Source organism: Arthrobacter sp. 9MFCol3.1 (assembly GCF_000620385.1).
Taxonomy (GTDB): Bacteria; Actinomycetota; Actinomycetes; order Actinomycetales; family Micrococcaceae; genus Arthrobacter.
Genome location: NZ_JIBJ01000020.1, coordinates 17,586 through 39,331, shown reverse-complemented (window position 1 = coordinate 39,331; position 21,746 = coordinate 17,586). Strand labels below are relative to the sequence as shown.

24 protein-coding genes are annotated in these 21,746 nt (G+C 68.0%); 19 read left to right on the top strand and 5 right to left on the bottom strand.

Annotation, left to right across the window (positions count from 1 at the left end; all coding sequences use genetic code 11):
• Positions 1 to 45: 45 nt before the first annotated feature.
• The 4 genes from fliW to C560_RS0116185 are packed head-to-tail and all read right to left on the bottom strand — an operon-like array spanning position 46 to position 3,284.
• Positions 46 to 450 carry a flagellar assembly protein FliW gene (fliW, locus tag C560_RS0116200; protein ID WP_051533239.1) on the bottom strand — a complete coding sequence of 135 codons (405 nt, stop codon included), beginning with the start codon at positions 448 to 450 and terminating at the stop codon, positions 46 to 48.
• Entirely contained in the window at positions 447 to 1,370 is a 924-nt protein-coding gene (flgL, locus tag C560_RS0116195; RefSeq protein ID WP_026538976.1) for a flagellar hook-associated protein FlgL, read from the bottom strand. The genes fliW and flgL overlap by 4 nt, the downstream gene beginning before the upstream one ends.
• A gap of 2 nt (positions 1,371 to 1,372) precedes the next feature.
• The gene (flgK, locus tag C560_RS0116190; RefSeq protein WP_026538975.1) at positions 1,373 to 2,785 is read right to left on the bottom strand and encodes a flagellar hook-associated protein FlgK; all 1,413 of its coding nucleotides are present in this window, start codon (positions 2,783 to 2,785) and stop codon (positions 1,373 to 1,375) included.
• 10 nt (positions 2,786 to 2,795) lie between these two features.
• Entirely contained in the window at positions 2,796 to 3,284 is a 489-nt protein-coding gene (locus tag C560_RS0116185; protein ID WP_018775825.1) for a flagellar protein FlgN, read from the bottom strand.
• A 293-nt stretch (positions 3,285 to 3,577) separates the two neighbouring features.
• On the opposite strand from C560_RS0116185, the gene C560_RS0116180 reads away from it, so the two are divergent.
• The 18 genes from C560_RS0116180 (at position 3,578) to rox (ending at position 19,975) form a co-directional block, all read left to right on the top strand.
• Complete coding sequence (locus tag C560_RS0116180; RefSeq protein ID WP_018775824.1) at positions 3,578 to 4,747, top strand: flagellin N-terminal helical domain-containing protein; 1,170 nt, start codon at positions 3,578 to 3,580, stop codon at positions 4,745 to 4,747.
• Positions 4,748 to 4,897: 150 nt separating this feature from the next.
• Entirely contained in the window at positions 4,898 to 6,226 is a 1,329-nt protein-coding gene (fliD, locus tag C560_RS0116175; RefSeq protein ID WP_026538974.1) for a flagellar filament capping protein FliD, read from the top strand.
• Positions 6,223 to 6,732, top strand: coding sequence for a flagellar export chaperone FliS (locus tag C560_RS0116170; protein ID WP_026538973.1), 510 nt, complete (start codon positions 6,223 to 6,225; stop codon positions 6,730 to 6,732). Before fliD ends, C560_RS0116170 begins: the two co-directional genes overlap by 4 nt.
• Positions 6,725 to 7,150 carry a hypothetical protein gene (locus C560_RS22760; RefSeq protein WP_051533238.1) on the top strand — a complete coding sequence of 142 codons (426 nt, stop codon included), beginning with the start codon at positions 6,725 to 6,727 and terminating at the stop codon, positions 7,148 to 7,150. Before C560_RS0116170 ends, C560_RS22760 begins: the two co-directional genes overlap by 8 nt.
• A 145-nt stretch (positions 7,151 to 7,295) precedes the next feature.
• Positions 7,296 to 7,637, top strand: a complete 342-nt coding sequence (gene flgB, locus C560_RS0116160; protein WP_018775820.1) for a flagellar basal body rod protein FlgB — start codon at positions 7,296 to 7,298, stop codon at positions 7,635 to 7,637.
• Positions 7,637 to 8,029 carry a flagellar basal body rod protein FlgC gene (locus C560_RS0116155; protein ID WP_026538972.1) on the top strand — a complete coding sequence of 131 codons (393 nt, stop codon included), beginning with the start codon at positions 7,637 to 7,639 and terminating at the stop codon, positions 8,027 to 8,029. Before flgB ends, C560_RS0116155 begins: the two co-directional genes overlap by 1 nt.
• A complete protein-coding gene (gene fliE / locus C560_RS0116150) occupies positions 8,029 to 8,340 on the top strand; it encodes a flagellar hook-basal body complex protein FliE (protein WP_026538971.1) in 312 nt (103 codons plus the stop codon). Before C560_RS0116155 ends, fliE begins: the two co-directional genes overlap by 1 nt.
• Complete coding sequence (gene fliF / locus C560_RS0116145) at positions 8,340 to 9,944, top strand: flagellar basal-body MS-ring/collar protein FliF (protein WP_026538970.1); 1,605 nt, start codon at positions 8,340 to 8,342, stop codon at positions 9,942 to 9,944. The genes fliE and fliF overlap by 1 nt, the downstream gene beginning before the upstream one ends.
• Positions 9,941 to 10,957, top strand: a complete 1,017-nt coding sequence (gene fliG / locus C560_RS0116140) for a flagellar motor switch protein FliG (RefSeq protein ID WP_018775816.1) — start codon at positions 9,941 to 9,943, stop codon at positions 10,955 to 10,957. The genes fliF and fliG overlap by 4 nt, the downstream gene beginning before the upstream one ends.
• Complete coding sequence (locus C560_RS22755; protein WP_051533237.1) at positions 10,947 to 11,654, top strand: FliH/SctL family protein; 708 nt, start codon at positions 10,947 to 10,949, stop codon at positions 11,652 to 11,654. The genes fliG and C560_RS22755 overlap by 11 nt, the downstream gene beginning before the upstream one ends.
• Positions 11,651 to 12,979: a FliI/YscN family ATPase gene (locus tag C560_RS0116130; RefSeq protein WP_026538969.1), complete on the top strand. Its 1,329-nt coding sequence runs from the start codon at positions 11,651 to 11,653 to the stop codon at positions 12,977 to 12,979. The genes C560_RS22755 and C560_RS0116130 overlap by 4 nt, the downstream gene beginning before the upstream one ends.
• Complete coding sequence (locus tag C560_RS0116125; RefSeq protein ID WP_026538968.1) at positions 12,976 to 13,410, top strand: flagellar FliJ family protein; 435 nt, start codon at positions 12,976 to 12,978, stop codon at positions 13,408 to 13,410. The genes C560_RS0116130 and C560_RS0116125 overlap by 4 nt, the downstream gene beginning before the upstream one ends.
• Positions 13,407 to 14,126, top strand: coding sequence for a C40 family peptidase (locus C560_RS0116120; protein WP_026538967.1), 720 nt, complete (start codon positions 13,407 to 13,409; stop codon positions 14,124 to 14,126). Before C560_RS0116125 ends, C560_RS0116120 begins: the two co-directional genes overlap by 4 nt.
• A complete protein-coding gene (locus tag C560_RS0116115; protein WP_026538966.1) occupies positions 14,123 to 16,141 on the top strand; it encodes a flagellar hook-length control protein FliK in 2,019 nt (672 codons plus the stop codon). Before C560_RS0116120 ends, C560_RS0116115 begins: the two co-directional genes overlap by 4 nt.
• A gap of 18 nt (positions 16,142 to 16,159) precedes the next feature.
• Positions 16,160 to 16,594 (top strand): flagellar hook assembly protein FlgD, encoded by a 435-nt coding sequence (locus C560_RS0116110; RefSeq protein ID WP_018775811.1) that lies wholly within the window; start codon positions 16,160 to 16,162, stop codon positions 16,592 to 16,594.
• Between the two features lie 31 nt (positions 16,595 to 16,625).
• A complete protein-coding gene (locus C560_RS0116105) occupies positions 16,626 to 17,792 on the top strand; it encodes a flagellar hook protein FlgE (RefSeq protein WP_026538965.1) in 1,167 nt (388 codons plus the stop codon).
• A 178-nt stretch (positions 17,793 to 17,970) separates the two neighbouring features.
• Complete coding sequence (locus C560_RS0116100) at positions 17,971 to 18,435, top strand: hypothetical protein (protein WP_026538964.1); 465 nt, start codon at positions 17,971 to 17,973, stop codon at positions 18,433 to 18,435.
• A 79-nt stretch (positions 18,436 to 18,514) separates the two neighbouring features.
• A complete protein-coding gene (gene rox / locus C560_RS0116095; RefSeq protein WP_043423293.1) occupies positions 18,515 to 19,975 on the top strand; it encodes a rifampin monooxygenase in 1,461 nt (486 codons plus the stop codon).
• 14 nt (positions 19,976 to 19,989) lie between these two features.
• Here rox and C560_RS0116090 read toward each other — a convergent pair whose 3' ends face one another.
• A complete protein-coding gene (locus tag C560_RS0116090; RefSeq protein ID WP_026538962.1) occupies positions 19,990 to 21,156 on the bottom strand; it encodes a cytochrome P450 in 1,167 nt (388 codons plus the stop codon).
• A 286-nt stretch (positions 21,157 to 21,442) separates the two neighbouring features.
• Between C560_RS0116090 and C560_RS0116085 the strand changes: the two genes are divergently transcribed.
• Positions 21,443 to 21,745, top strand: a complete 303-nt coding sequence (locus tag C560_RS0116085) for a flagellar FlbD family protein (protein WP_018775806.1) — start codon at positions 21,443 to 21,445, stop codon at positions 21,743 to 21,745.
• Position 21,746: the final 1 nt, after the last annotated feature.

Sequence of the window (21,746 nt, the reverse complement as noted above, 5' to 3'; positions counted from 1 at the left end):
CTGGAGGGGGCGCAGGGCAGGGCCGCGCGCTTGCCGGGCGGCCGACTAGAGCGAGTTGAGTTCGGCCCGGAGCGGGAAGTCCCGGCCGTCCAGCACAAGCTGCGTGCAGCGTCCTGTGGCGCGGTTCAGAATGATCGGAGCCATGAGGTTGACGGTCGTGGACCCGGGGGAGTGGTTGACCACGATCAGGACCTGGGCGGCCTCCTGCTCACCGAGTTCCAGGGCCTCCAGCGATGTCGCCGGGACCGGCGGAGCGTAGCTGGGTGCAAACACGGCGGCGTCGGCCAGGAACAGCCGCACCGGGCTCGAACCTGCCTCCAGGGCGTACAGGCCGGCCGCGCCCTCGACGCTCCGCAACGCGAAATCGTGCAGCTCCTCGAATCCCGGCATGGGTGCGGTGAAAGAGAGGGGCAGGCTGGCGACCGGAGTGTCCATGACCGGGGTGCTCACCGCAGGAAGTCCATCAGGGTGGGCTGAAGCACCCGGGCCGTCGCCGCGAGGGCCACCTGGTAGTTGGTTTCCTGAAGCTTCAGGTCCATGATGACGCTGCCGAGATCTGCCTTTTCAATGCCCATCTTCTGTGCATCCAAGGTGGCCTCCAGTTCGGTGTTGACGTTGCCGGCGCGTTCCAGCTGCACCTGCCGTGTTCCTATTTCAGCACGCCCGCTGACGATGTTCTTGAAAGACGCTTGCAGGTTTGTGAGGTTCACAGTGGCATCCTCACCTTTGCGCAGGGACTCGATGGTCTTGGTGACGGCGTCGAAGACGGAGCCGGAGCCGCTGCCGAAGATCGCGGCGCCGTCCGCGTCGACCCGGACGGTTCTGTCGGCACTGATGCGCCGTTCCACTGAACCGCCGGCGACGCCGTTGAAGACCGGGGGAGTCCCGGTGTCACCCGGAACCGTCGGGTCGGCCGGGATGGCCGGGCTGAAGGCCGTGGCCGCGTCAGAACTTCCAGCAAAAATGTTGCGGCCAAGGTGCTTGCTGTTGGCGGTTGACAGCAGATCCTTGTTCAGCCCTTCGAGCTCGACGGCGATCGCGTCCTTGCCCGCCTGGTTGAGCGCGCCATTGCCGGCCTGGACCGTGAGGTCGAGGATGCGGTTCATGACGTTGGTGGCCTGGCTGAGGGCGGAGTCGGCCGCGTTGAGCCAGCCGGCGCCGTCGTCGATGTTCCTGCCGTACTGGGCGTTGGCGGCGAGCCGTGCGCGCGTATCGAGAGCCTGCGCGGTGGCGGCAGGATCGTCGGAAGGGCGCGAAATCTTGTCCAGCGTGGTGGCCTTTTCCTGCAACTGGGCCAGTTTGGACTGCTGGGCCTGCAGGGTCCGCTGGGCGGTTGTGCTCATGGTCAGGTTTGTTACCCGGTTCAGCATGTCTACCTTCCTACCAGTCCGGTGCGGTTGATCAGGACGTCCAGGGCTTCGTCCACGGCCGTCATGACGCGGGCCGCGGCCTGGTACGCGTGCTGGTTGGTGAGCAGGCTGACGTTTTCCTCGTCCAGGCTGACGGACGCCTGCGAGGCGCGGTTGGACTGCGCGGAGATTTCCGCTGCCGAGCTCAACGCTTCATGCTGCTGGGCGCCGCGGGACTGCACACCGATCCCGGTAACGATGTTTGCCCAGGCGCTGTCCGGAGACCCCGGCCCAGTGCCAAGCTGTGAGATCTTGTCGGCGAGGCTGCCGTCCAGGTTCCCCGCACCCGCCACGCCGACCGCGACTTCCGCGGCGGCCTTGGGCACAACGGCGAGGGCGAGGGCAGCAGGGCCCGCGGCCGCCGGGTCGAAAAAGGTGCCCGATGACGTACCGGCTGAGGTCCGTCCGCCGAAGTGAAGGGCGTTGACCGCGTCCCGCAGGTCGCCGGCGAACTTGTTCAGTGACTGCGCGGCCGAATCGATGGCGCCGCCGTTCGCTGCAGGGGCCAGGACGGACAACGCGCCGGCGATCTCGCCGTCGGCGACGGCGATTGCCGCGCCCGGCCGGTCCGCCCACTCAAGCTGCACGGCGGTGCCGAGCTTGTCCGCAGTCTGGCTTCCGGAGAGGGCGAGGGCCCGGACGGAGCTGCCCATCACGAGGGCGTTTCCGCCGACGTGGACATCCACGGTGCCGTCGGCCTGTTCCCTGACGGTGCCGCCGGTCAGCCGGGAGATGGTCTCGGTGAGCTTGGCCCGGGCGTCGATCAGCTCGTTGGCGGATCCTCCTGCGGCGAGGGTTGAGCGGATGCTGGTGTTGAAGGCGGCCACCTGCGTGGCGGCGGCATTGACGGCGTCCACGGCGCCTTGGGCCTGGCCGCGGACGCTGCTCCACTGGTCTTCAAGGGAGCGGTAGGAAGAAGAGACCTTGGTGGCGAGGTCGTTGCCGGCCTGCAGGACCAGTCCCTTGGCGGCGGAGTCGTTGGGCTGGTTGGCGGCGCCTTGCCAGGCCGACCAGAAGCCCTGAAGCGCGGTGGAGATGCCGTTTTCGCCGGGTTCCTGCAGCATGCCTTCGATCCCCTGGAGCGCCGAGGACCGGGCGCTGGCGTAGCCGGACTGGGCCGCCGTCGATCGGACGCCCGAGTCAAGGAAGTTGCTGCCCAAGCGTGCTATGCCGTCCACGGAGACGCCGTTCCCGGCCTCGGGGCGGCCCGAGCCGAACAGGCCCTGTGCAGGAGCCACGATGGACGACTGCTGGACGCGCTGCCGGGTGTAACCCTCGGTGGCGGCATTGGCAATGTTCTGCCCGGCCACGTTCATGCCCTGCTGGGCGGCGGTCAAGCCACGGTAGGCGGTGTTCAGGGCGCCGAAGGTACTCATGGTCGCTTCCTTAGAATTGCTTGTCGAAAATACGCGAGGCTGCAGTTTCCCCGGTCTTGCCCTGGGCGTCATAGGTGCCGGCCGCAGCGGTGGGCCGCAGATCGGCGAGGGATTCCTGGGTGGAACGGACCGCGGTGCGCAGGTACTGCTCGTTGGAGTCGCGCAGTTCCTTGATCAGTGTCGTTTGGTGGGTCAACGCGGTCAGATGAGCCGTGAGGATCTCGGACCAGGCGCCTTCCGGCGCGGCAGCGGCGAGTTCGCCGAGGGACGCGTCAGTGGGCAGCCCCCAGGTTTCGGCCACGACGGCGGCTTCGATGGTGCGGGCCAGGCTCGCCTTGGAGAGGTGTTCCAGGACCTGCTCGACTTCCTTGGTGCCGTGGGGCAGCCAGCGGGATTTCCCGGCGGTGAGCAGCAACTGCTCTTCCTCCAGCTTGAAGGTGAGAACGTCCAGGAGTTCACGCTCCCGCCACAGCAGGGCTGAAAGTTCGTGGATGGCCATGGTCCGGACGGCTCCCTCATGTGTGAATGGTGCAGATGACTGGTGCGGTGGTGCCGGGGCGTCGATTTCATCGTGCGGACGATTCAGCCTTCAGCAGGGTTCGTAGAAACTATCGGCAGGGGCAAAGGATCCGTTAGCGGCAATAAGGCTGATAACAGTCAGGAGCAGCCCGGGCGTTGAACTGAAAAACTCTTTTGGAATCTTCCTTACGTGTGCTGGCCAAACGGCGATAACTACTCCTGAAGGCCCACGGATGGGCCATCGCACATCGTCCCAATCATGGAGGAAACATCATGGGAATGCAGATCAACACCAACATGGCTGCGAACAACGCTTACCGCAGCCTCGCCAATACCCAGACCGACCTGTCCAAGTCGCTGGAAAAGCTTTCCAGCGGCCTGCGCATCAACCGCGCCGGTGACGACGCGGCAGGCCTGGCAATCTCCGAGGGCCTGAAGTCCCAGATCGGCGGCCTCACCGTCGCTTCCCGCAACGCCCAGGACGGCATCGGCCTGGTCCAGACCGCTGAAGGCGGCCTGAACCAGACCCACTCCATCCTGCAGCGTCTGCGTGACCTGGGTGTCCAGGCCGCTAACGACACGAACAACGCCGATTCGCGCGCAGCTATCAAGACCGAGGCAACCAGCCTGGTCGAGGAACTGGGCCGGATCTCCGGTTCCACCGACTTCAACGGCACCAAGCTGCTGAACGGCGACAACTCCAACCTGAAGATCCAGGTCGGAGCAAACAGCGACGCCAACAGCCAGATCACCGTTGACCTGTCCGGTGCGAACGTCAAGGCGATCGCCACCACGCTGAACCTTGGCGCGCTGGCAAGCGGCGGCAGCACCTTCGACATCGCGGACGCGACTGCCCTGGCCGGCGCGGCTACCTTCACGTCCACGAAGGACGGCGTCGTTACGACGGTTACGACCGCTGACTTGGGCAGCTCGTTCACCAGCGTCGAGGGTTACGCCGATGCGCTGCGCGGGGACGCCGACTTCTCCGCCAAGTTCACCGTTTCCGTTGAAAAGGATGCCAACGGCGCCGGCACCGGCATCGTGGTTCAGGCCAAGGACGGCGGCACGCTGCTCGACGCCGACAACGGCACCGCAGGTACCGGCCTCGCCGCCGGAGCCGAGACGGCTTCCGTCGGTACGGGCCTCGACTTCACCAGCGCCGCCAAGGCCCAGGCGTCCATCAAGTTGATCGACCAGCAGATCGTCGCGGTCTCAACGGCTCGTGCAGACCTGGGTGCCACCCAGAACCGCCTCGAGTCCGCTGTGCAGACCATCAACGTGGCCAAGGAAAACCTGACGGCTTCCAACTCCCGTATCCGCGACACGGACATGGCTGAGGAAATGGTCAAGTTCACCCGCAACAACATCCTGTCCCAGGCCGGCACCGCAATGCTGGCCCAGGCAAACCAGTCCAACCAGGGTGTACTGCAGCTCCTGCGCTAAACCCCTGCGGGAAGCGATCACTCCGGTGACTTCCGCTAGGTAGTTCAGACTGCACGTGGCGCCCGGGGGGAGAATTCTTCTCCCCGGGCGCTGTGCAGTACCACCAGCCATTACTGATTCAGCCGGCCATTGTTCTAAGGAGTTGTAGGCATGGGACTTTCTATTGACGGACTTTCCAGCGGTTTGGACACCACGGCCCTGATCAATTCCCTCATGGCCGTGGAAGCAATCCCGCAAAGCCTCATCAAGAACAAGGCCGCAACCGTCCAAACCCGCATCTCGGCCCTGCAGGGACTCAATACCGCCGTCGCGGACCTCGCAACCAAGGCCGGCAAGCTCTCCGACCCCAAAAGCCTGGAACTGTATTCGGCCTCGAGCAGCTCCGCCAAAGTCACCACCACGGTCGGTACCGGGGCGAAACCCGGTGCGGTTGATTTCACCGTCTCCCAGCTGGCCCAGACCCAGGTCTCCGTCAGCAAGAACCTCGCCGCGTGGCCTTACACCACCATGACGGTCACCGGTGAAGGCGGCCAGGCCGTCACAGTCACCCCGCTCACTTCCTCCCTGGACGACGTCGTTTCCGCCGTGAACCTCTCCGGCGCCGGCATTGTCGCATCGAAAGTTTCCGTGGGCGGCGGCGAGTACAGGCTGCAGTTTGCCTCGTCCAAGACCGGCGTCGCCGGCGGGTTCAGCATCGCCGATCCGGACGGCACCGCCGGCCTGACCAAAGTGCAGCCTGCGCAGGACGCGCAGATCAAACTGTGGGCGGGAACAGCTGCCGAAGCGACGCTCAGCTCCGCCACCAACACCTTCGCGGATGTCCTCAGCGGAGTCTCGATCACCGTCTCCGAGGTCTCTGCCACTCCGACACGGGTCACAGTTGCCCGTGACAACGCCCAGATCAGCAAGGCCGCCTCTGATCTGGTCAGCTCCGTCAACGCAGTCCTGGCACAGATCGGCACCAAGAGCGCCGTGGTCAGCAGCACCGACGCCGCCGGCAACCCCGTCACCTCAGGCGGCGTGTTCACCGGAGACAGCACCATCCGCAATGTCAACGCCGCGATCATCGCCGCCGCGTCCCAGCCCTTGAACGGAAAGTCGCCGTCTGAGATTGGCATCAGCGTCACCAAGACCGGGACGATGGAATTCGACGCCACCAAGTTCGGCGATGCCTTGGCGAACGACCCGGCCGGAACGATGGCGGCCGTGGCCACCATCGCGGGCCGCGTGGCGGACGCCGCCAAACAGGCCTCTGATCCCGCCACTGGGCTGCTGAGCACCAAGATCAAGGGACAGCAGTCCACCGCGAAGGACTACACCGACCAGATCGCCGACTGGGACGACCGCCTGGAGATGCGCCGGACCACGCTGCAGCGGACGTACTCCGCGCTGGAGGTCGCTCTCAGCGGCATGAAGGCTCAGTCGTCATGGCTGTCCTCCCAACTCGCCGGACTCTCTTCAGGAAGCTCTTCATCATGACTCTGACCTCCTTCGGCGGCGGCTACGGCAGTGCCGGCCAGCGGAACCAGTACCTCGCGGACTCGGTCCTGTCGGCCCCGCCGGCACGCCTGCTCACCATGCTCTACGACCGGCTCCTGCTGGACCTGGGCCGGGCGGAAACGGCGCAGCACGCTGCCGACTGGGCCACCGCATCGGAAAACCTGCTGCACGCCCAGGCCATCGTGTCCGAGCTGTCCTCCTCGCTGAAGGTCGACGCATGGGACGGCGCCAACGGGCTGCTGGGGGTCTACAACTACGTCTCCACGGCACTGATCAACGCGAATATCCAGCGGGACGCGGCCCTGACCCGGGAAGCGATCGAACTCTTGGAGCCCCTGCGGCAGACCTGGCACGAGGCCGCTGCCGCGGCACCCGTGCCCGCAACCCCCGCGGCGTTTCCCGCCGCAGCTCCAGCCGGTTTCCCGGCAGCAGGGGCCTGGAACACCGGGCCCGGAACAGGCGGCGGGAGTCTCGGCTTTGGCTGAACAGGCATACTCGGATATCGGCCTAGGGGGAGCCGGATCCAACGACGCCGCTTCATCCCTTCCCGGCAAGATCCCTGAAGACACCACCCTGGCCGCTTGGATGGCCGTCCTGGATGTACTTGAAATGGCGGTGCAGGCCGCCGAGCGGACCCTGAAAGATCCGCTGGGCCCGCTGTCCGCGCCCGCGGGATCGGTGGCGGAACCCCGGCCGGAAAAGCGCTGGTCTCCGCCGTCGATGACCGGGCCGTTGCCGGCGACCGCCCGGCGCCGCGCCGTCGCCCTGGCAGCGGCCCAGGAACGCGTTGCCCTCCGGCTGGAAGAGGCGCGGCTGGGCGTCGCCCGGCAGCTGCAGGCGGTCTCGTCCGTGCCCGGTGTGGGGGAGTCCGCCGGGGCCCTGTACCTGGATGTCAACGGCTAGGAATCCCGGGTTCCAAAACATCTGAAATCCTCTCCTGATTTCGCCTAACGCGGCGCTGAGCAGTGCCGATAACCACTGTAAGAGCACGGATCGCTCGATTACCGGCCACGGATCGGCCACCCCCACCTTTCCCAGGCAGGACTCTGTGCTCGAATCCGTGACTTCCGCCGCCCTGGCCAGCGCCATGGACGGGCTGGCACTGCGCCAGCGGACCATCGCGAACAACATCGCGAACGTCAACACGCCGAATTACCACGCGAAGCGGGTCAGCTTCGAGGACGCCCTCGCTGCGTCGGTGCAGTCCGGGAGCGGCCGCGTCCAGGCAACCACGGCGGAATCCCTGGAGCCCACCCAGCTGAACGGCAACAACGTCAACCTGGACACCGAGACCCTCTCCAACATCGACACCGTGCTGCGGTTCCAGTTCGCCGCCCGCGCCGTCAACACCGAATTCACCGCTGTGCGCTCCGCCCTGAGGACCAGCTGATGACCTTCGACGCAATCGGCATCGCCGGCTCCGCCCTCACCGTCCACCGCAAGTGGCTCGATGCCGTCTCGGACAACCTCGCCAACATGAACAACGCCTCCGCCACGTCCGGCCCCGCCTTCCAGGCCCGGTATGTTGAGGCCGCAGAGGGCTCGCAGGGCTCGGGCGTGTACGTCAAGAGCACCCAGCTCGGCGACGCCGAGGGCAGGATCGTCTACCAGCCGGACCACCCGCTGGCGGACGCCAACGGCAACGTGAAGTACCCGGACATCGACATGGCCGAACAGATGGGTGCGCTCATCATTGCCCAGCGCGGCTACCAGGCCAACGCGCAGGTGGTGGATCGCGCCCGCGAGACCTACATGGCCGCCCTTGAGATTGGACGCTCCTAATGACTGTCGCCCCCCTCGCCCCCGTCCAGGGCGTCCTGCCGACAAACTATGTGACAGGCGCCGGAGCGGCCCCCGTTGCCGGCACTGACGGCTCCGCCTTTGCCACTTCCCTCACCGGCGCGGTGGATAACCTCCAGCAGCTGCAGTCGACGTCGAACCAGCTGGCTGTCTCCGCAGTGACCGGCAACCTGGATGACATCCACAACGCCACGCTTGCCGCGACCCGCGCCCAGGTGACGCTCGAGCTCATGGCCACCGTACGCAACAAGGGCGTTGACGCGTTCAACGAGATCATGAGGATGCAGGCCTGATGCCTCCGCAGATTACCGCTTTCTTCCAGCGCTTCGGCGCGGGCCTGAAGAGCTTCACCGCCGGCCAGCGCACCATCGCCGTGATTGGCGCCGCCCTGCTGGTGGTGGGCATTGTGGCCCTGTCCGCCTGGCTTACCCGTCCCGTACTGACCCCGCTGTTCTCCGGCCTCCAGACCACCGACGCCAACGGCATCGTCGAACAGCTCCGCAAGGACAACGTTCCGTACGAGCTCAGCGACGGCGGATCCACCATCCTGGTGCCGCAGGACAAGGTCTACGACGAGCGCCTCAAGGCAGCGGCCGCGGGCCTGCCGACTGCCGCCGCCACCGGGTACTCCCTGCTGGACAAGATGGGCGTGACGTCCTCGGAGTTCCAGCAGTCCGTCACCTACAAGCGCGCCCTCGAAGGCGAACTTGCCAGCACCATCTCCGCCATGGACGGCGTGAAGACCGCCGCCGTCCGGCTCGCCATCCCCGAGAAGACAGTGTTCGTGTCCAAGGCCCCGGACACCACTGCCTCGGTGTTCATCGAGACCGACGCCGGCGCCACCCTGTCCAGCGACAGGGTGCAGGCAATCGTCCACCTGACCTCCGCCGCCATCGAAAACCTCAAGCCCTCCAACGTCTCCGTGGTCGATTCCCAGGGCAACGTGCTCTCCACCGTCGGCGGCGGGACCGCGGGATCGTCCACCAAGCAGGCCAGCGACTACCAGCAGCGCACCTCCGACGCCGTCCGGGCCGTGATGGACCGTGTGGTGGGCCCGGGCAACTCCACGGTCGCCGTTGCCGCCGACGTGACGGGCGAATCGGCCCAGCAGAAGAGCGAGACCTTCTCCAACGCCGAGGGTGCCCTGCCGCTCAGTGAATCGTCCAAGACCGAGACCTACACCGGAACCGGGGGAGGCGCCGCGGGTGTCCTCGGCCCGGACAACATCGCTGTTCCCGGCGGCACGAGCGGCAACGGCAACTTCGATTCCTCCACCGAGACCAAGAACAACGCGGTCAACAAGGTCACCGAGGACCGGGTCATCCCGGCCGGTGCCATCAAGCGGCAGACCATTTCCGTCGCCGTCAGCCAGGCCGCCGCCGGCGGCCTGAACCTGGCCTCGCTGAAGAACCTCGTCACCTCCGCCGCCGGTGCCGACACCGCGCGCGGCGATGTGGTCACGGTCGAGGTTGTGCCGTTCAGCACCGCGGCCGCCGACGACGCCGCCAAGGCGCTCGCCGAGGCCCAGGCCAACGCCGAAGCCGAAAAGCAGGCCGCGTTCTTCGGAACCCTCGTCACCGCCGGCAGCATCCTGCTCGGCCTGCTGATCCTGGCCCTGGTGGTCACGATCATCCTGCGGCGCCGCCAGAAGCGCGAGCCCGTGGACCTCGGCGAACGCCTGGACCTGGAGATCATGCCGGTGGCCCCGCCCGTGGTGGCCCTTCCGCCGGCGACGTCGGCGATCCCGATCACCGCCCTGCCCCCGCTTCCGGGCCCGAGCACCGAGCAGCTGGAATCCGAGCGCCGCCGGTTTGAAATCGACAACATGGTCGCCGCCAACCCGGAACGGGCCGCCGACTACCTGCGCAGCCTCATGGATGACAGGCAACCGGCATGAAAGCAACCGACACGCCACTGACCGGCACCCAGCGCGCCGCCGTCGTCCTGATGCAGATGAGCCCCGAGAACGCCGCCAAGGTCATGGCCCAGCTCACGGATACCGAGGCGGAGGAGATTGCCGGCGAGATCGTCAAGCTCCGGAAAGTGGACTCTGACGTCACCGAGCAGATCATGAAGGACTTCCACCAGGCCGCGCTGACAACCACGCGCCAGGCCCGGGGCGGGCGGGAACTCGCCGAGGGCCTGCTGGAGGCCTCCTTCGGCTCGGAAAAGGCCGCCGGGCTCATCAACCGCCTGACCGTCAACATGGCCGGCAAGTCCTTCGAGTTCCTCGAGGACATCGAACCCGTGCAGATCCTGGCCTTGATCGACGGCGAACTGCCGCAGACCATCGCCCTGGTCCTCGCCCACCTCAGCCCGCGCAAGGCCTCGGCCGTGATGTCCGGGCTGCCCGGCTCGCTGCGGGCCGACGTCGCCCTCAGCATCGCCACCATGGGATCCGGCGCGCCTGAGGCGATCGGGATTGTCGCCGACACCCTCAAACTCCGCGGCGGCGCCGCCGTATCCCAGCAGGCCTCGAAGGTGGTGGGCGGCATCCAGCCGCTCCTGGAGATCATCAACCGGACCGACGCAGGCACGGAACGATCCGTACTGGACGGCCTGGACCTGCTCGATCCCGACCTCGCGGTGGAGATCCGGGCCCAGATGGTGACGTTCGACGACATCGTGAAGCTGGAACGCCGCGACGTGCAGCTGGTGCTGCGCGGACTCGACGCGGCCGTCCTGGCGATGGCGATGAAGGGCGCCTCCGAGCCGGTCCTGGAAACCATCACCACGAACGTCTCCGGGCGCAACCTGGAAATCCTCGAATCCGAGATCGCCGCCCTGGGACCGCTGCGGGCCTCGCAGATCGAAGAGGCCCGTGCCGCCGTCGTCCGGTCCATCCGCGAACTCGAGGCCGAAGGCCAGATCACCATCCAGCGCGGGGACGAAGAAGACTATGTCTACTGACAACGCCCCGGCGCGCGTCGTCTTTCCGTCGCTGCGGGCCAACGGCCCGGCCGCCGAGCAGGCCGGCTACACCGAAGGCCACGCCGCGGGCTACGCCGCCGGGGTGCGCGCCGCCGCGAAGGAACAGCGCCGTTGGCGGGACCGGATGTCCGCCGAACAGGCTGCCTCCCTGGCCGCCGGACAGCAGGACCTGGACCGTGCCGTGCGCGCCCTCGCCGTCGCCAGGACAGACTTTGCGCACCGCAACGTGCAGGCGCTGCAGGATGCCGAAGAAATCCTGGCCCGCACGGCGCTGGAACTGGCCGAGGCCATCCTCGGCTACGAACTGGCCGAAGGCACCCGGACCGCCCGGGCCGCCCTGGCCCGCGCCCTCTCCGGGAATGACTCCGCCACGGTGCTGGCAATCCGGCTGCACCCGGCGGACATCGACGTCCTCAGCCGGGAAGGCCAGGAACTGCCGGCCGGGCTGCCGCTCATCGCGGACCCCTCCCTCGGCCGCGGCGACGCGAAGGTCGAATACCAGCAGGGCTGGTTCGACGCCAGCCTCCGCACAGCCTTGGGGCGTGCCCGCGCGGCGCTGCTGGGAGAGGCAGCGTCGGCAGGAGCCCTGCCAGGAGACGCCTTGTTGGGAGACACAGGGCTGGGAGAGTCCGGCCACGCAGAATTCGACGACGGCGCCTACCGGGGCCAGGCATGATCGCCGAGTGGCGGCCCAAGGGCGCCGACTATGCCGCCGCGCTGGCCGCGGCCGCCCCGCAAAGGGTCGGCGTCGTCACCTCGGTTATCGGGCTGGGCCTGGAAGTGTCGGGTCTGGACTGCGCCCTGGGTGACCTCGTGACCGTGGGGGAGAACCCGGGCCTCGACGCCGAAGTCGTCGCGGCGCTTGACGGCTCCGTGCGCTGCATGCCGCTGGGCCGGCTGGCCGGCGTGGCTGCCGGTGACCCGGTTCGCGCCAAAGGCAGCGCGGTGTTGGTTCCCACCGGACGGGGCCTGTTCGGCCGGGTCCTGGACGGTCTGGGACGCCCGATCGACGGCAGGGGGCCGCTGCTCAGCGGGCCGCGCGTGCCGATCGACAACGAGGCACCGAACGCCATGAAACGCGCCCGCATCGACACCGCGCTGCAGACCGGCGTGCGCGTCCTGGACACCATGACCACGCTCGGCAAGGGCCAGCGCATGGGCCTGTTTGCCGGCTCCGGGGTCGGCAAATCCTCCCTGCTCTCGATGATTGCGCGCGGTACCGACGCCGAGGTCTCGGTGATCGCCCTCGTTGGCGAACGCGGCCGCGAAGTCCGCGAGTTCCTCGAAGACGACCTCGGCACCGCCGGCCTGGCCCGCTCCGTGGTGGTGGTCGCCACCTCCGACGAACCCGCCCTCATGCGCATGCGCGCCGCCTTCACCGCCACCCGCATCGCCGAGTCCTTCCGCGACCAGGGCCAGGATGTGGTCCTCATGATGGACTCCCTAACCCGGGTGGCCATGGCGCAGCGCGAGATTGGCCTCTCGGCCGGCGAGCCCCCTGCCACCCGCGGCTACCCGCCGTCGACCTTTTCCATCCTGGCGCGGCTGCTGGAGCGCGCCGGCACGGCCGAAACCGGCTCCGTCACCGGCATCTACACCGTGCTGGTGGACGGCGATGACCACAACGAGCCCATCGCCGACGCCGCCCGCTCCATCCTGGACGGCCACGTGGTGCTGGACCGAAAACTCGCCGTCACCGGGCACTTCCCGTCCGTGGACGTGCTCGGATCCGTGTCCCGGGTGGCCAGCAAGGTCAATTCCCGGCCACACCTCGAAGCCGCCGCCACACTCCGCCGGGTCCTCGCGGCCCGCAAGGCGGCACAGGACCTGATCGACGTCGGCGCCTACCAGGCCGGGACCAACCCACTGGTCGACGCAGCGCTGAACCACGAGCACGCGGTCAGCGGATTCCTCCAGCAGCCGATAGACGAATCCACGGCCCACCCCGAGTCCTGGCAACGGCTCGGCCACCTCACTTCGATCCTGGGAGCAGCAGCATGAACCGCGAATTCTCTTTGGCCGGCCTCCTGCGCCTTCGCCAGCTCCAGCAGGACCAGGCGGCAACCGGGCTGGCGCGCGCCCGCTCACGTTCCAGCTCCGTCCGGGTCCGCGAAGCCGCCGCCCGCCGCGAACTTGCCGCCACGGATGACCCCATCTCCAGCTCGGCCTCCCTGCGCGCCGTCGCCGCCGCCCGGTCATCCGCGCACAGCATGCTCGCGGACCTGCAAAACCTCACCCACCTGGCCGAGGCCGACGAAGCCAACGCCCGGGCCGAGTTCATCGCTGCCCGCACGCGGTCCGTGGGCCTGGAAAAACTGCAAGCCCGGCACGACGCCGAGGTCAACTCCGCGGACCTGCGCGCCGAACAGTCGGCCCTGGACGAGATTGCCTCGACGCTCTGGCACCGCGATGAGCAGCAGGTGAAGCCATGAGCATGACGGAGGCGATCGGCCGGATGCAGGGCATCCAGTCGATGATCGCGGAATTGAGCCGGCCCGCGGCCACGGAAACCAGCGCCGCCGCGGCCAAGGCTGCGGCTGCGGCCTCGCTCGCGACCGCAACCGGCACCGGCGACTCCGCCACGTTCACCCAGGCACTGGCCGCGGCACTGGGCGGCAGCGGCGCAACAGACACCGCCTCCCTCACGGACAGCCTCGGCCTGGGCGCCTCTCTGGGTCTTGGCGGCACATCGGGACTCGGTAGCGCTGCGGCGGTCGGAACCGCCGCGCTGACCGGCGCCCAGGCCGCCGGATCCGTACACACCGGTGGGGCAGCGACGGGCAATGACGTGGTGGCCGTGGCGAAGAAGTACATCGGTGTTCCCTATGTGTGGGGCGGCACCAATCCGGCCACCGGCATGGACTGCTCCGGCTTCACCCAGCGGGTCTTCAAGGACCTCGGCGTGGAGCTTCCCCGTGTGGTGAGCGACCAGATGCGCCAGGGCACCCCGGTGGCGTCCCTCGCCGAAGCGAAACCCGGGGACCTCCTGGTGAGCTTCGGCGGCAACCACATTTCCATCTACCTGGGCAACGGCAAGGCGATCGACGCGCCAGTGCCCGGCAAGACCGTCCAGATCCGCGATGCCTGGGAGCAGCAGTCCAACCTGACCTCCATCCGGCGCATCGTTCCCGCAGGGGCGGCATCATGAAGGCGGCATCGACGGAGCTTGCCGCCGCGCTGGCGGCGCCGGTCCGGGCGGCACGGCAAGGCGCGGACCCGCGGCCAGGCAACGACAACGGAAACACAGCCGCCGCGTCCTTCGACTCGGTCCTCAACGACGTCCAGGGCGCAGCAGGCAACAGCACCGCGGCAGAGCCCGGCGCCGCTAAGGCCGTGCCGGCGCCCGACGACGCGGCGGCCGAAACGCCGCAGCACGACGGCGGCACGGACGGTGCTTTACTGACCGGCATCGCCGCGACCCCTGCTCCGCCGGCCGGTGCTGCTTCCGCGGCCGTACCGGGGACCGACGCCGTTTCGTCCGGCAGCGCCAGCCTCACGGCCCAGTTCGCCGCGGCCGACTTCCCTCCGGCCCAGTACGGAATGGCCGAATTCGCGCCAGCCCAGTTCGCCGCGGCCGACTTCCCGCCGGCCCAGTTTGTCTCGTTTGGGAAGCTTGGCCAGGTTGCGCAACTTGGTCAGGCTGCGTTGCCCGGACAGTCGGCACCAGCCGTTGCCCCGGCGTCGGACAGCAACGACGGCTCCCGCACTGCCGCACCGGCCGCCACTGCGTCCGCGACCTCGGCGGTTCTACCCGACGAAGTGCCGGCCGCCGCCGCGCACACCCAAGCCGCCGCTGCGCAGGACCCGGCCGTCGCGACCCCGGGATCGCCCGCCTGGCGTCGCCCCACTCCGGCCGCCGTCCCCGCTGCGACCATGCCGGACGGTAAGCCGGGCGCCGTTGTGGCCTCGCAGACCGCGGGTGCAGGCGCCTTTGCCGACACATCCGACGGGTCCAAAGCAGCCGCCGGCCGGACTGGGCAGGATCCTGCCCTGACGGCTGCGCCCGTCAATGCCGTGAACACCGCACCGGCCACAGTTGCCGCAGCGCCGCTGTCCGCGGTACCGCCCAAGGTTGCACCGGCAGGGCAAACCCCGGCAGTGCCGGTGCAGGCCGGCGCCGCCGCGTCGGCAGCACCGAGCGGGGCAGCGGCGGCACAGTCCGCATCGGGATTTGGTCCCGTGCTTGGCGCTTTGCCGGCGGCCACCTCTGCGGCCGTGCCCGCGTCCGCGCCCGCGCTCAGTGACGCGGGCGTCGCCGCCGTCGCCGCCGTCGCCGCCGCCGCCGCGTCCGCGCCCGGACAAGCGTCGTCGGCGCCGACCTCCGCCCCCGGTACTGCCCCGTCTAGCAGCGCCCAGGCCGGCACCACACCCTCCGGCAGCACGTCTCCCGGCACCGCACCCACACCGGCAGCCGCAACTGCACCTGCACCCGCACCTGCGCCGGCGCATGCCGGCGTCCTGGCGGACCCCGTCGCGGCACCCGGGCCCAACGCCGCAAGCGCTCCGTCCGATCCGGAAGGCGGAGCCCCTGCGGCCGCCGCAATACCCGTCCAGCAAACTGTGGCGGCGGCAACCGTGGCCCAGGCCGTGCCCCAGCCGGCTGCCCAGATTGCTGCGCAGCCGGCGTTCCAGTTGTCTTCCGCATCGGCACCCCAAGCCGCGGCACCCCTCCAGCCCCAGCTGGCCAAACCGCTTTTCACCCTCGTGGGGGCACCCCATGGCCAGCACATCATGACGCTCAAGGTCAGCCCGGAAGATCTCGGCCCGTTGACGGTCCGGGCCCAGATCGACGCCGCGGGCGTGCGGATTGAGCTGTTCGCCCCGGGGGAGGCAGGACGTGAAGCGGTCCGCGGAATCCTGCCCGAACTCCGCAGGGAACTCCACGGCGCCGGATTCGGGGCCAGCCTTGACCTCTCCGATCACCGCGGTCCCGGATTCGGACAGCACGGTGCCCAGCACGGCACGGGCCAGGACCGGGCCGGTACCGGCGGCCAGTTCGCCGCCGGCCGGGACCCCGGCGGCAGCGGCTCCGGCCCGGGCGGCCGGAACGGGCCGGCCGAGCCGCGGCCCGGAAACCGCTGGGATGCGCTTGCCGATGATCAGGCCATCCGCACCGCCAGGCTGTTGAACGGCCCCCAGACCACCCTCGACATTCTTGTCTGACACGAAGGAACGCGACTTATGACGATTCAGCCGATCGCATCCCAGCCGGTAACGGCGGCGGGGGAGGCCACCCAGGCTTCTGCCGTGCGGACGCCCTCGCAGACCATGGATGCCAACGTGTTCATGTCCCTGCTCGTGACGCAGCTCAAGAACCAGAACCCGAGCGCGCCCATGGACACCAACCAGATGATGAGCCAGACCCTCCAGCTCTCCATGATGGAAAAAATGACTGAACTGACCACGAACAGCAAGGAGGGCTTCTCCCTCCAGATGCGGACGGCGGCGGCCCAGCTGATCGGACACTCGGTCGGCTACACCCTCGCGGACGGCACCACCGGGACCGGCGTCGCCAGTTCCGTCAGCTATGCGGGATCGGTTCCGTCCGTCACGATCGGCGATCTTTCCGTTCCCCTCGACTCCATCACCGGGCTTACTGCTCCGGCCGCTTCCTAACCACTTCTTCACCCGTAGAAAGGCAGTTCCCATGCTCCGCTCGCTGTACTCCGGAATCTCGGGCCTCCGCGCCCACCAGACCATGCTGGACGTCACCGGCAACAACATCGCCAACGTCAACACCGCCGGTTTCAAGGCCTCCTCCACCCAGTTCCAGGACACCCTGTCCCAGTTGCAGCAGGGCGCCACCGGCCCGCAGGCTGAGACCGGCGGCAGCAACCCCGCCCAGATCGGTCTCGGCGTCCGGGTTGCCGGTGTCACCACCAACTTCTCCCAGGGCTCTTCGCAGAGCACCGGCCGGGCCACCGACCTGATGATTTCCGGCGACGGCTTCTTCGTCACCAGCAAGGGCGGCAGCCAGCTCTTCACCCGCGCCGGCGCGTTCAGCCCGGACGCAGCCAACCAGCTGGTAAGCCCCGACGGCGGCATCCTCCAGGGCTGGACCGCAACCAACGGTGTGATCAACGCGGGTGGCCCCGTCGGCGACATCACGCTGAACCCCAACACCATGGTGGCCAAGAAGACCGACACGGTGACGCTGGACGGAAACCTGCCCAGCGACGCCGCCGACGGCACCAAGCTGGACCGCCTCGTCAAGGTTTACGACGCCGCCGGCACCGAACGCAGCGTGTCAATGACTTTCACCAAGGCCGGAAGTACCTGGAACATCGCCGCTGACGACAATGGCACCACAGCCACCGGATCCGTGACCTTCACGAACGGCAAGCCTACCGCCGGCGGAAACTTCACCGTCAACGGCATCACCATCGACGTCTCCAAGGTCTCCGGCTACGCCGCCATGAGCTCGCTGACCATCAGCGGCCAGAACGGTGCCCCCGTCGGCAAGCTCGAGTCCTACACGCTGGGCAGCGACGGCTCCCTGATCGGGTCGTTCAGCAACGGCATCAAGCAGGTCCTCGCCAAGATCGCCCTCGCCAAGTTCACGAACCCGGGCGGCCTGGAGAAGGCCGGCGGCTCCTCTTACGTCGCGACCGGCAACTCCGGCGGAGTGCAGCTCGGTGCTGCGGGCGATCCCGGCCTTGGCAGCCTGACCGGCGGCTCGCTGGAAATGTCGAACGTGGACCTGTCCCAGGAATTCACCAACCTGATCGTTGCCCAGCGTGGCTTCCAGGCCAACGCCCGCATCATCACCACCTCGGATGAGGTCCTCCAGGAACTGACCCAGCTCAAGCGCTGATCAGGGAAGTCTTGATTGCCCCTTAAGGATCCGGGGGACAGCTTTGGGCTTCAGGTATTGCCGGACCCGGAGCTGTCTCCTTGGATCACACCCTAAAAATGGGGGCGTACGTTCCGTCGTCCGTGCAGCACGTCGTCGCGTTAGCATTGGTCCCACCACGTCTGTCCAAGGAGGGCGCATGCCGTACATCGTTGACTTCGAGACCGTTTCTACTGTCGGTTTGGAAGCGTCTCCGGTCGCCGAGGCCCTCGCCGGGTTGCGCGCCAACGAAGCCCGCTATTACGGGAATAAGTACGGCCACGTCTTCACAGTGAGCCCTGCAAGCGAAGTACCTGACGTGGTTGACCGGGTGAGCCGGATCCTCCGGGACGAACGTGACATCGTGATCGGATCCAACCCGCTGGAAGCGACCGCCTTCGAAGTCGACGGTTTGCGGATGGCCTACGTTTTCTACGAATCGGGACTGTCGGTCAATGTCATGTACAGCATCGAGGGCGGCGGGAAGAGAGCGGTCGGGTTCAAACTTGCCGACGGCATGGAAATTCCGGAGGAATTGGCGCCCCGCTTCAAGTTCGCCCGCCAAAAATCGAAGCTGGCGGGCGTTATCCGCGGCTCCTACTTCGTGATCAAGGGCGAGTACTGATCGGGCTCACCCCCGCATTTCAGGGTGCGGGACGCAGCCGGGCAATCCGGTCAGTGAGTTTCTGGGATTGGGGTTCCACATTTTCGACGTGATCATCAGCGGCGGCGGCCCCACGGGGATGATGCTGGCCAGCGAGTTGCGGCTGCACGACGTGGACGTGCTCGTGCTGGAGAGGGATGCGGAGCCGAGCCAGGCGGCCCGCTCGCTCGGCCTGCACCCGCGCAGCATCGAGATCATGGACCAGCGCGGGCTGCTGGACCGGTTCCTCGCCCACGGGCAGCAGTACCCCGGCGGCGTCGGACGCTTCGCCGGGATCGACAAGCCCCCGCCGGCGCACCTGGACACCGCACACGGCTACGTCCTTGGCATCCCCCAGCCGGTCACCGATCGCCTGCTGGCCGAGCGCGCCGGGGAGCTCGGCGCCCAGATCCGCCGCGGCTGCGAGGTGACAGGGGTCGAGCAGGACCAGGACGCGGTGAGCGTCGAGCTCGCTGACGGCTCACGGCTGCGCTCGCGCTGGCTGGTCGGCTGCGACGGCGGACGCAGCCTGGTGCGCAGACTGCTCGGCATCGGCTTCCCCGGCGAGCCGGCCACGACCGAGTGGCTCCTGGGCGAGGTGGAGGTGACCGCGCCGCCGGACGAGCTGGCCAAGGTAGCGGACGAGGTGCGCAAGACCCACAAGGGGTTCGGCATCGGCCCCGCCGGAAACGGCCTGTACCGCGCCGTCGTGCCCGCGGCGGCCGTGGCCGAAGACCGCTCCGTCCCGCCGACCCTGGAGGAGTTCCGGACGCAGCTGCGGGCGTTCACGGGCACCGACTTCGGCGTCCACTCACCACACTCCCTGTCCCGTTTCAGCGACGCCACCCGGCTTGCCGAACGATACCGGGTGGGCCGGGTTCTTCTCGCCGGCGACGCGGCGCACGTCCACCCGCCGCTGGGAGGGCAGGGACTGAACCTCGGCATCCAGGATGCCTTCAACCTCGGCTGGAAGCTCGCCGCCGAGCTCAACGGGTGGGCACCGGACGGGCTGCTGGACAGCTATTACGCCGAGCGCCACCCGGTCGCCGAGAGCGTGCTGACCGTCACCCGCGCCCAAAGCGAGCTGCTGTCCACCGAGCCCGGCCCGCAGGCCGTGCGCCGGCTGCTGACCGAGCTGATGGACTTCGAGGACGTCAGCCGTTTCCTGGCCGAGAAGATCACCGCGATCGGGATCCGCTACGACTTCGGCGAAGGCCCCGAGCTGCTCGGCAGACGACTGCGCGACATCCCACTGTCACGGGGCCGTCTCTACGAGCTCACCCGCAAAGGCCGCGGACTCCTGCTGGACCAGACCGGCGAACTCTCCGTCACAGGATGGGCGGATCGGATCGACCACGTCGCGGACGTCAGCGGGGAACTGGACGCGCCCGCGGTCCTGCTCCGGCCGGACGGCCACGTCGCATGGATCGGCGCTGACCAGAAGGACCTGCTCCACCACCTGCCGACATGGTTCGGGGCCGCCCTCGAGGGCGCTGAAGACAGCCACGATCGCCGCCCCTGACGCCGCGCTCGGCGTCAGGCAGCCTGCCAGGTCACGGGGAGCTGTTTCGCCCCGTAGACGATCATGCTTTCCATCCGCTCCAACTGCGCGTCGGGTTCTACCGCAAGCCCCGGCAGCCGTGAGAGCACGGCCTCCAGCGCGATCTTGGCCTCCAGCCGTGCCAGGGGCGCCCCGAGGCAGAAATGGATGCCCTGCCCGAAGGCGAGGTGACGGTTGGGTGAGCGTTCGACGTCGAACTCGTCCGGGAGCGGGAACTGCTCCCCGTCGCGGTTCGCCGAGCCGATCCAGGCAACGATCGGCGAGCCTGCCGGAATGGCGCGGCCACGCACGGTCGTGTCGACGGCTGAGAGCCGGTACATGGACTGGACGGGGGAGCGGTAGCGCAGCACCTCTTCGATGGCGTGCGGGAGCAGGGCAGGCTCGGCGACGAGGCGTTCCGCTGTGCCCGGCGATTCGGTGAAGCACAGCACCGCATTGCCGATCAGGTTGGTGGTGGTCTCGTTTCCCGCCACGAGCAGCAGGCTGCAGAATCCCAGCAACTCGATGGGACTGAGTTTCTGCCCGTCGATCTCGGCCGCGAGGAGCGCGCTGATCAGATCATTGCCCGGCCGGTGCCGCCGCTCCTCGATCATGCCCATGAAGTACTCCGCCATTTCCCGGTTGGCTGCCGTGTGGACGGACTCATCGGCGCCCGGGCGGGTTTGGCTCACGATCACGTCGGACCACTGCTTGAACCGGTCCCGGTCTGAGGACGGAATGCCCATGAGCTCGGCGATCACGATCACCGGAAGCGGATAGGCCAGCTGTTCGATCAGGTCGGTGGCGCCGCCGGCAACCACCGGGTCCAGCAACTCGTTGGTCAGTTCCGAGATGCGCGGGGCGAGCGCGTCAACTGCCCGCGGCGTGAACGCCTGCGTCACGAGCGAACGCAGCTGGCGGTGCCGCGGCGGGTCCGTGTTGACCAGGCTGGCGGCGAAGAGCTGGCCCGTTTCGGAGGGGTTGTCCCCGCCGATCCGGGAAGAAAACGTGGCGTGCTCGGACAAGACCCGCTGCACGTCGTCGTAGCGGAACACGTGCCACACGCCGGTCTCCTGGTCCTGGAAAACGGGTTCACTGTCCCGCATGGCTGCGTAGCGGGGAAACGGGTTCAACGGCTGCTCAAAATCCGGAAATGGCGCCATGGCTGGCCTTCCTGATGAGGCGGGCGGCCGTCGTTTCCTGGCACTGGACCAACTGCAAGGGACGAACCGCACCGGGCAAATTGCAACAGGGCAGGCGTCCAACGGGGCGGGCCGGGTGGCCCCGTCAGCTCCCACCCTAATACCGGGCGGCGGCGTTGGCACGGGGAATCTTGCCGCGGCGGCCGCGCCGGGGAACCGGCACTCTGCTACGGCGCCTAACGAAGGGGCCCGGCCTGCCGACAGTACGGAGGAGAACACCCTTCCCCTCACAGAGCAGAATCGGCCCATGATCGTCGTCACACGCCTCAACGGAACGCGCTTCGCGGTCAATCCGGACCTCATTGAACGCATCCACGAGAGCCCGGATACGCACTTGGTGACGCTCGACGGCGCCGCCTATGTGGTGCTCGAAAGCCTCGCCGAAGTGGTCGAGCTCATCGCGGAGTACCGGGCGTACATCCTGAGCAAAGCCCGGGACTTTCCGGCCATCACCGGCTATCCGCTCAGCCTGGTTCGGACTGAAGACCCGGACGATGACCCCTACGACGACGGCGCCGGCCCCACGGCGCCCGCACAACCCAGAAAGTAAC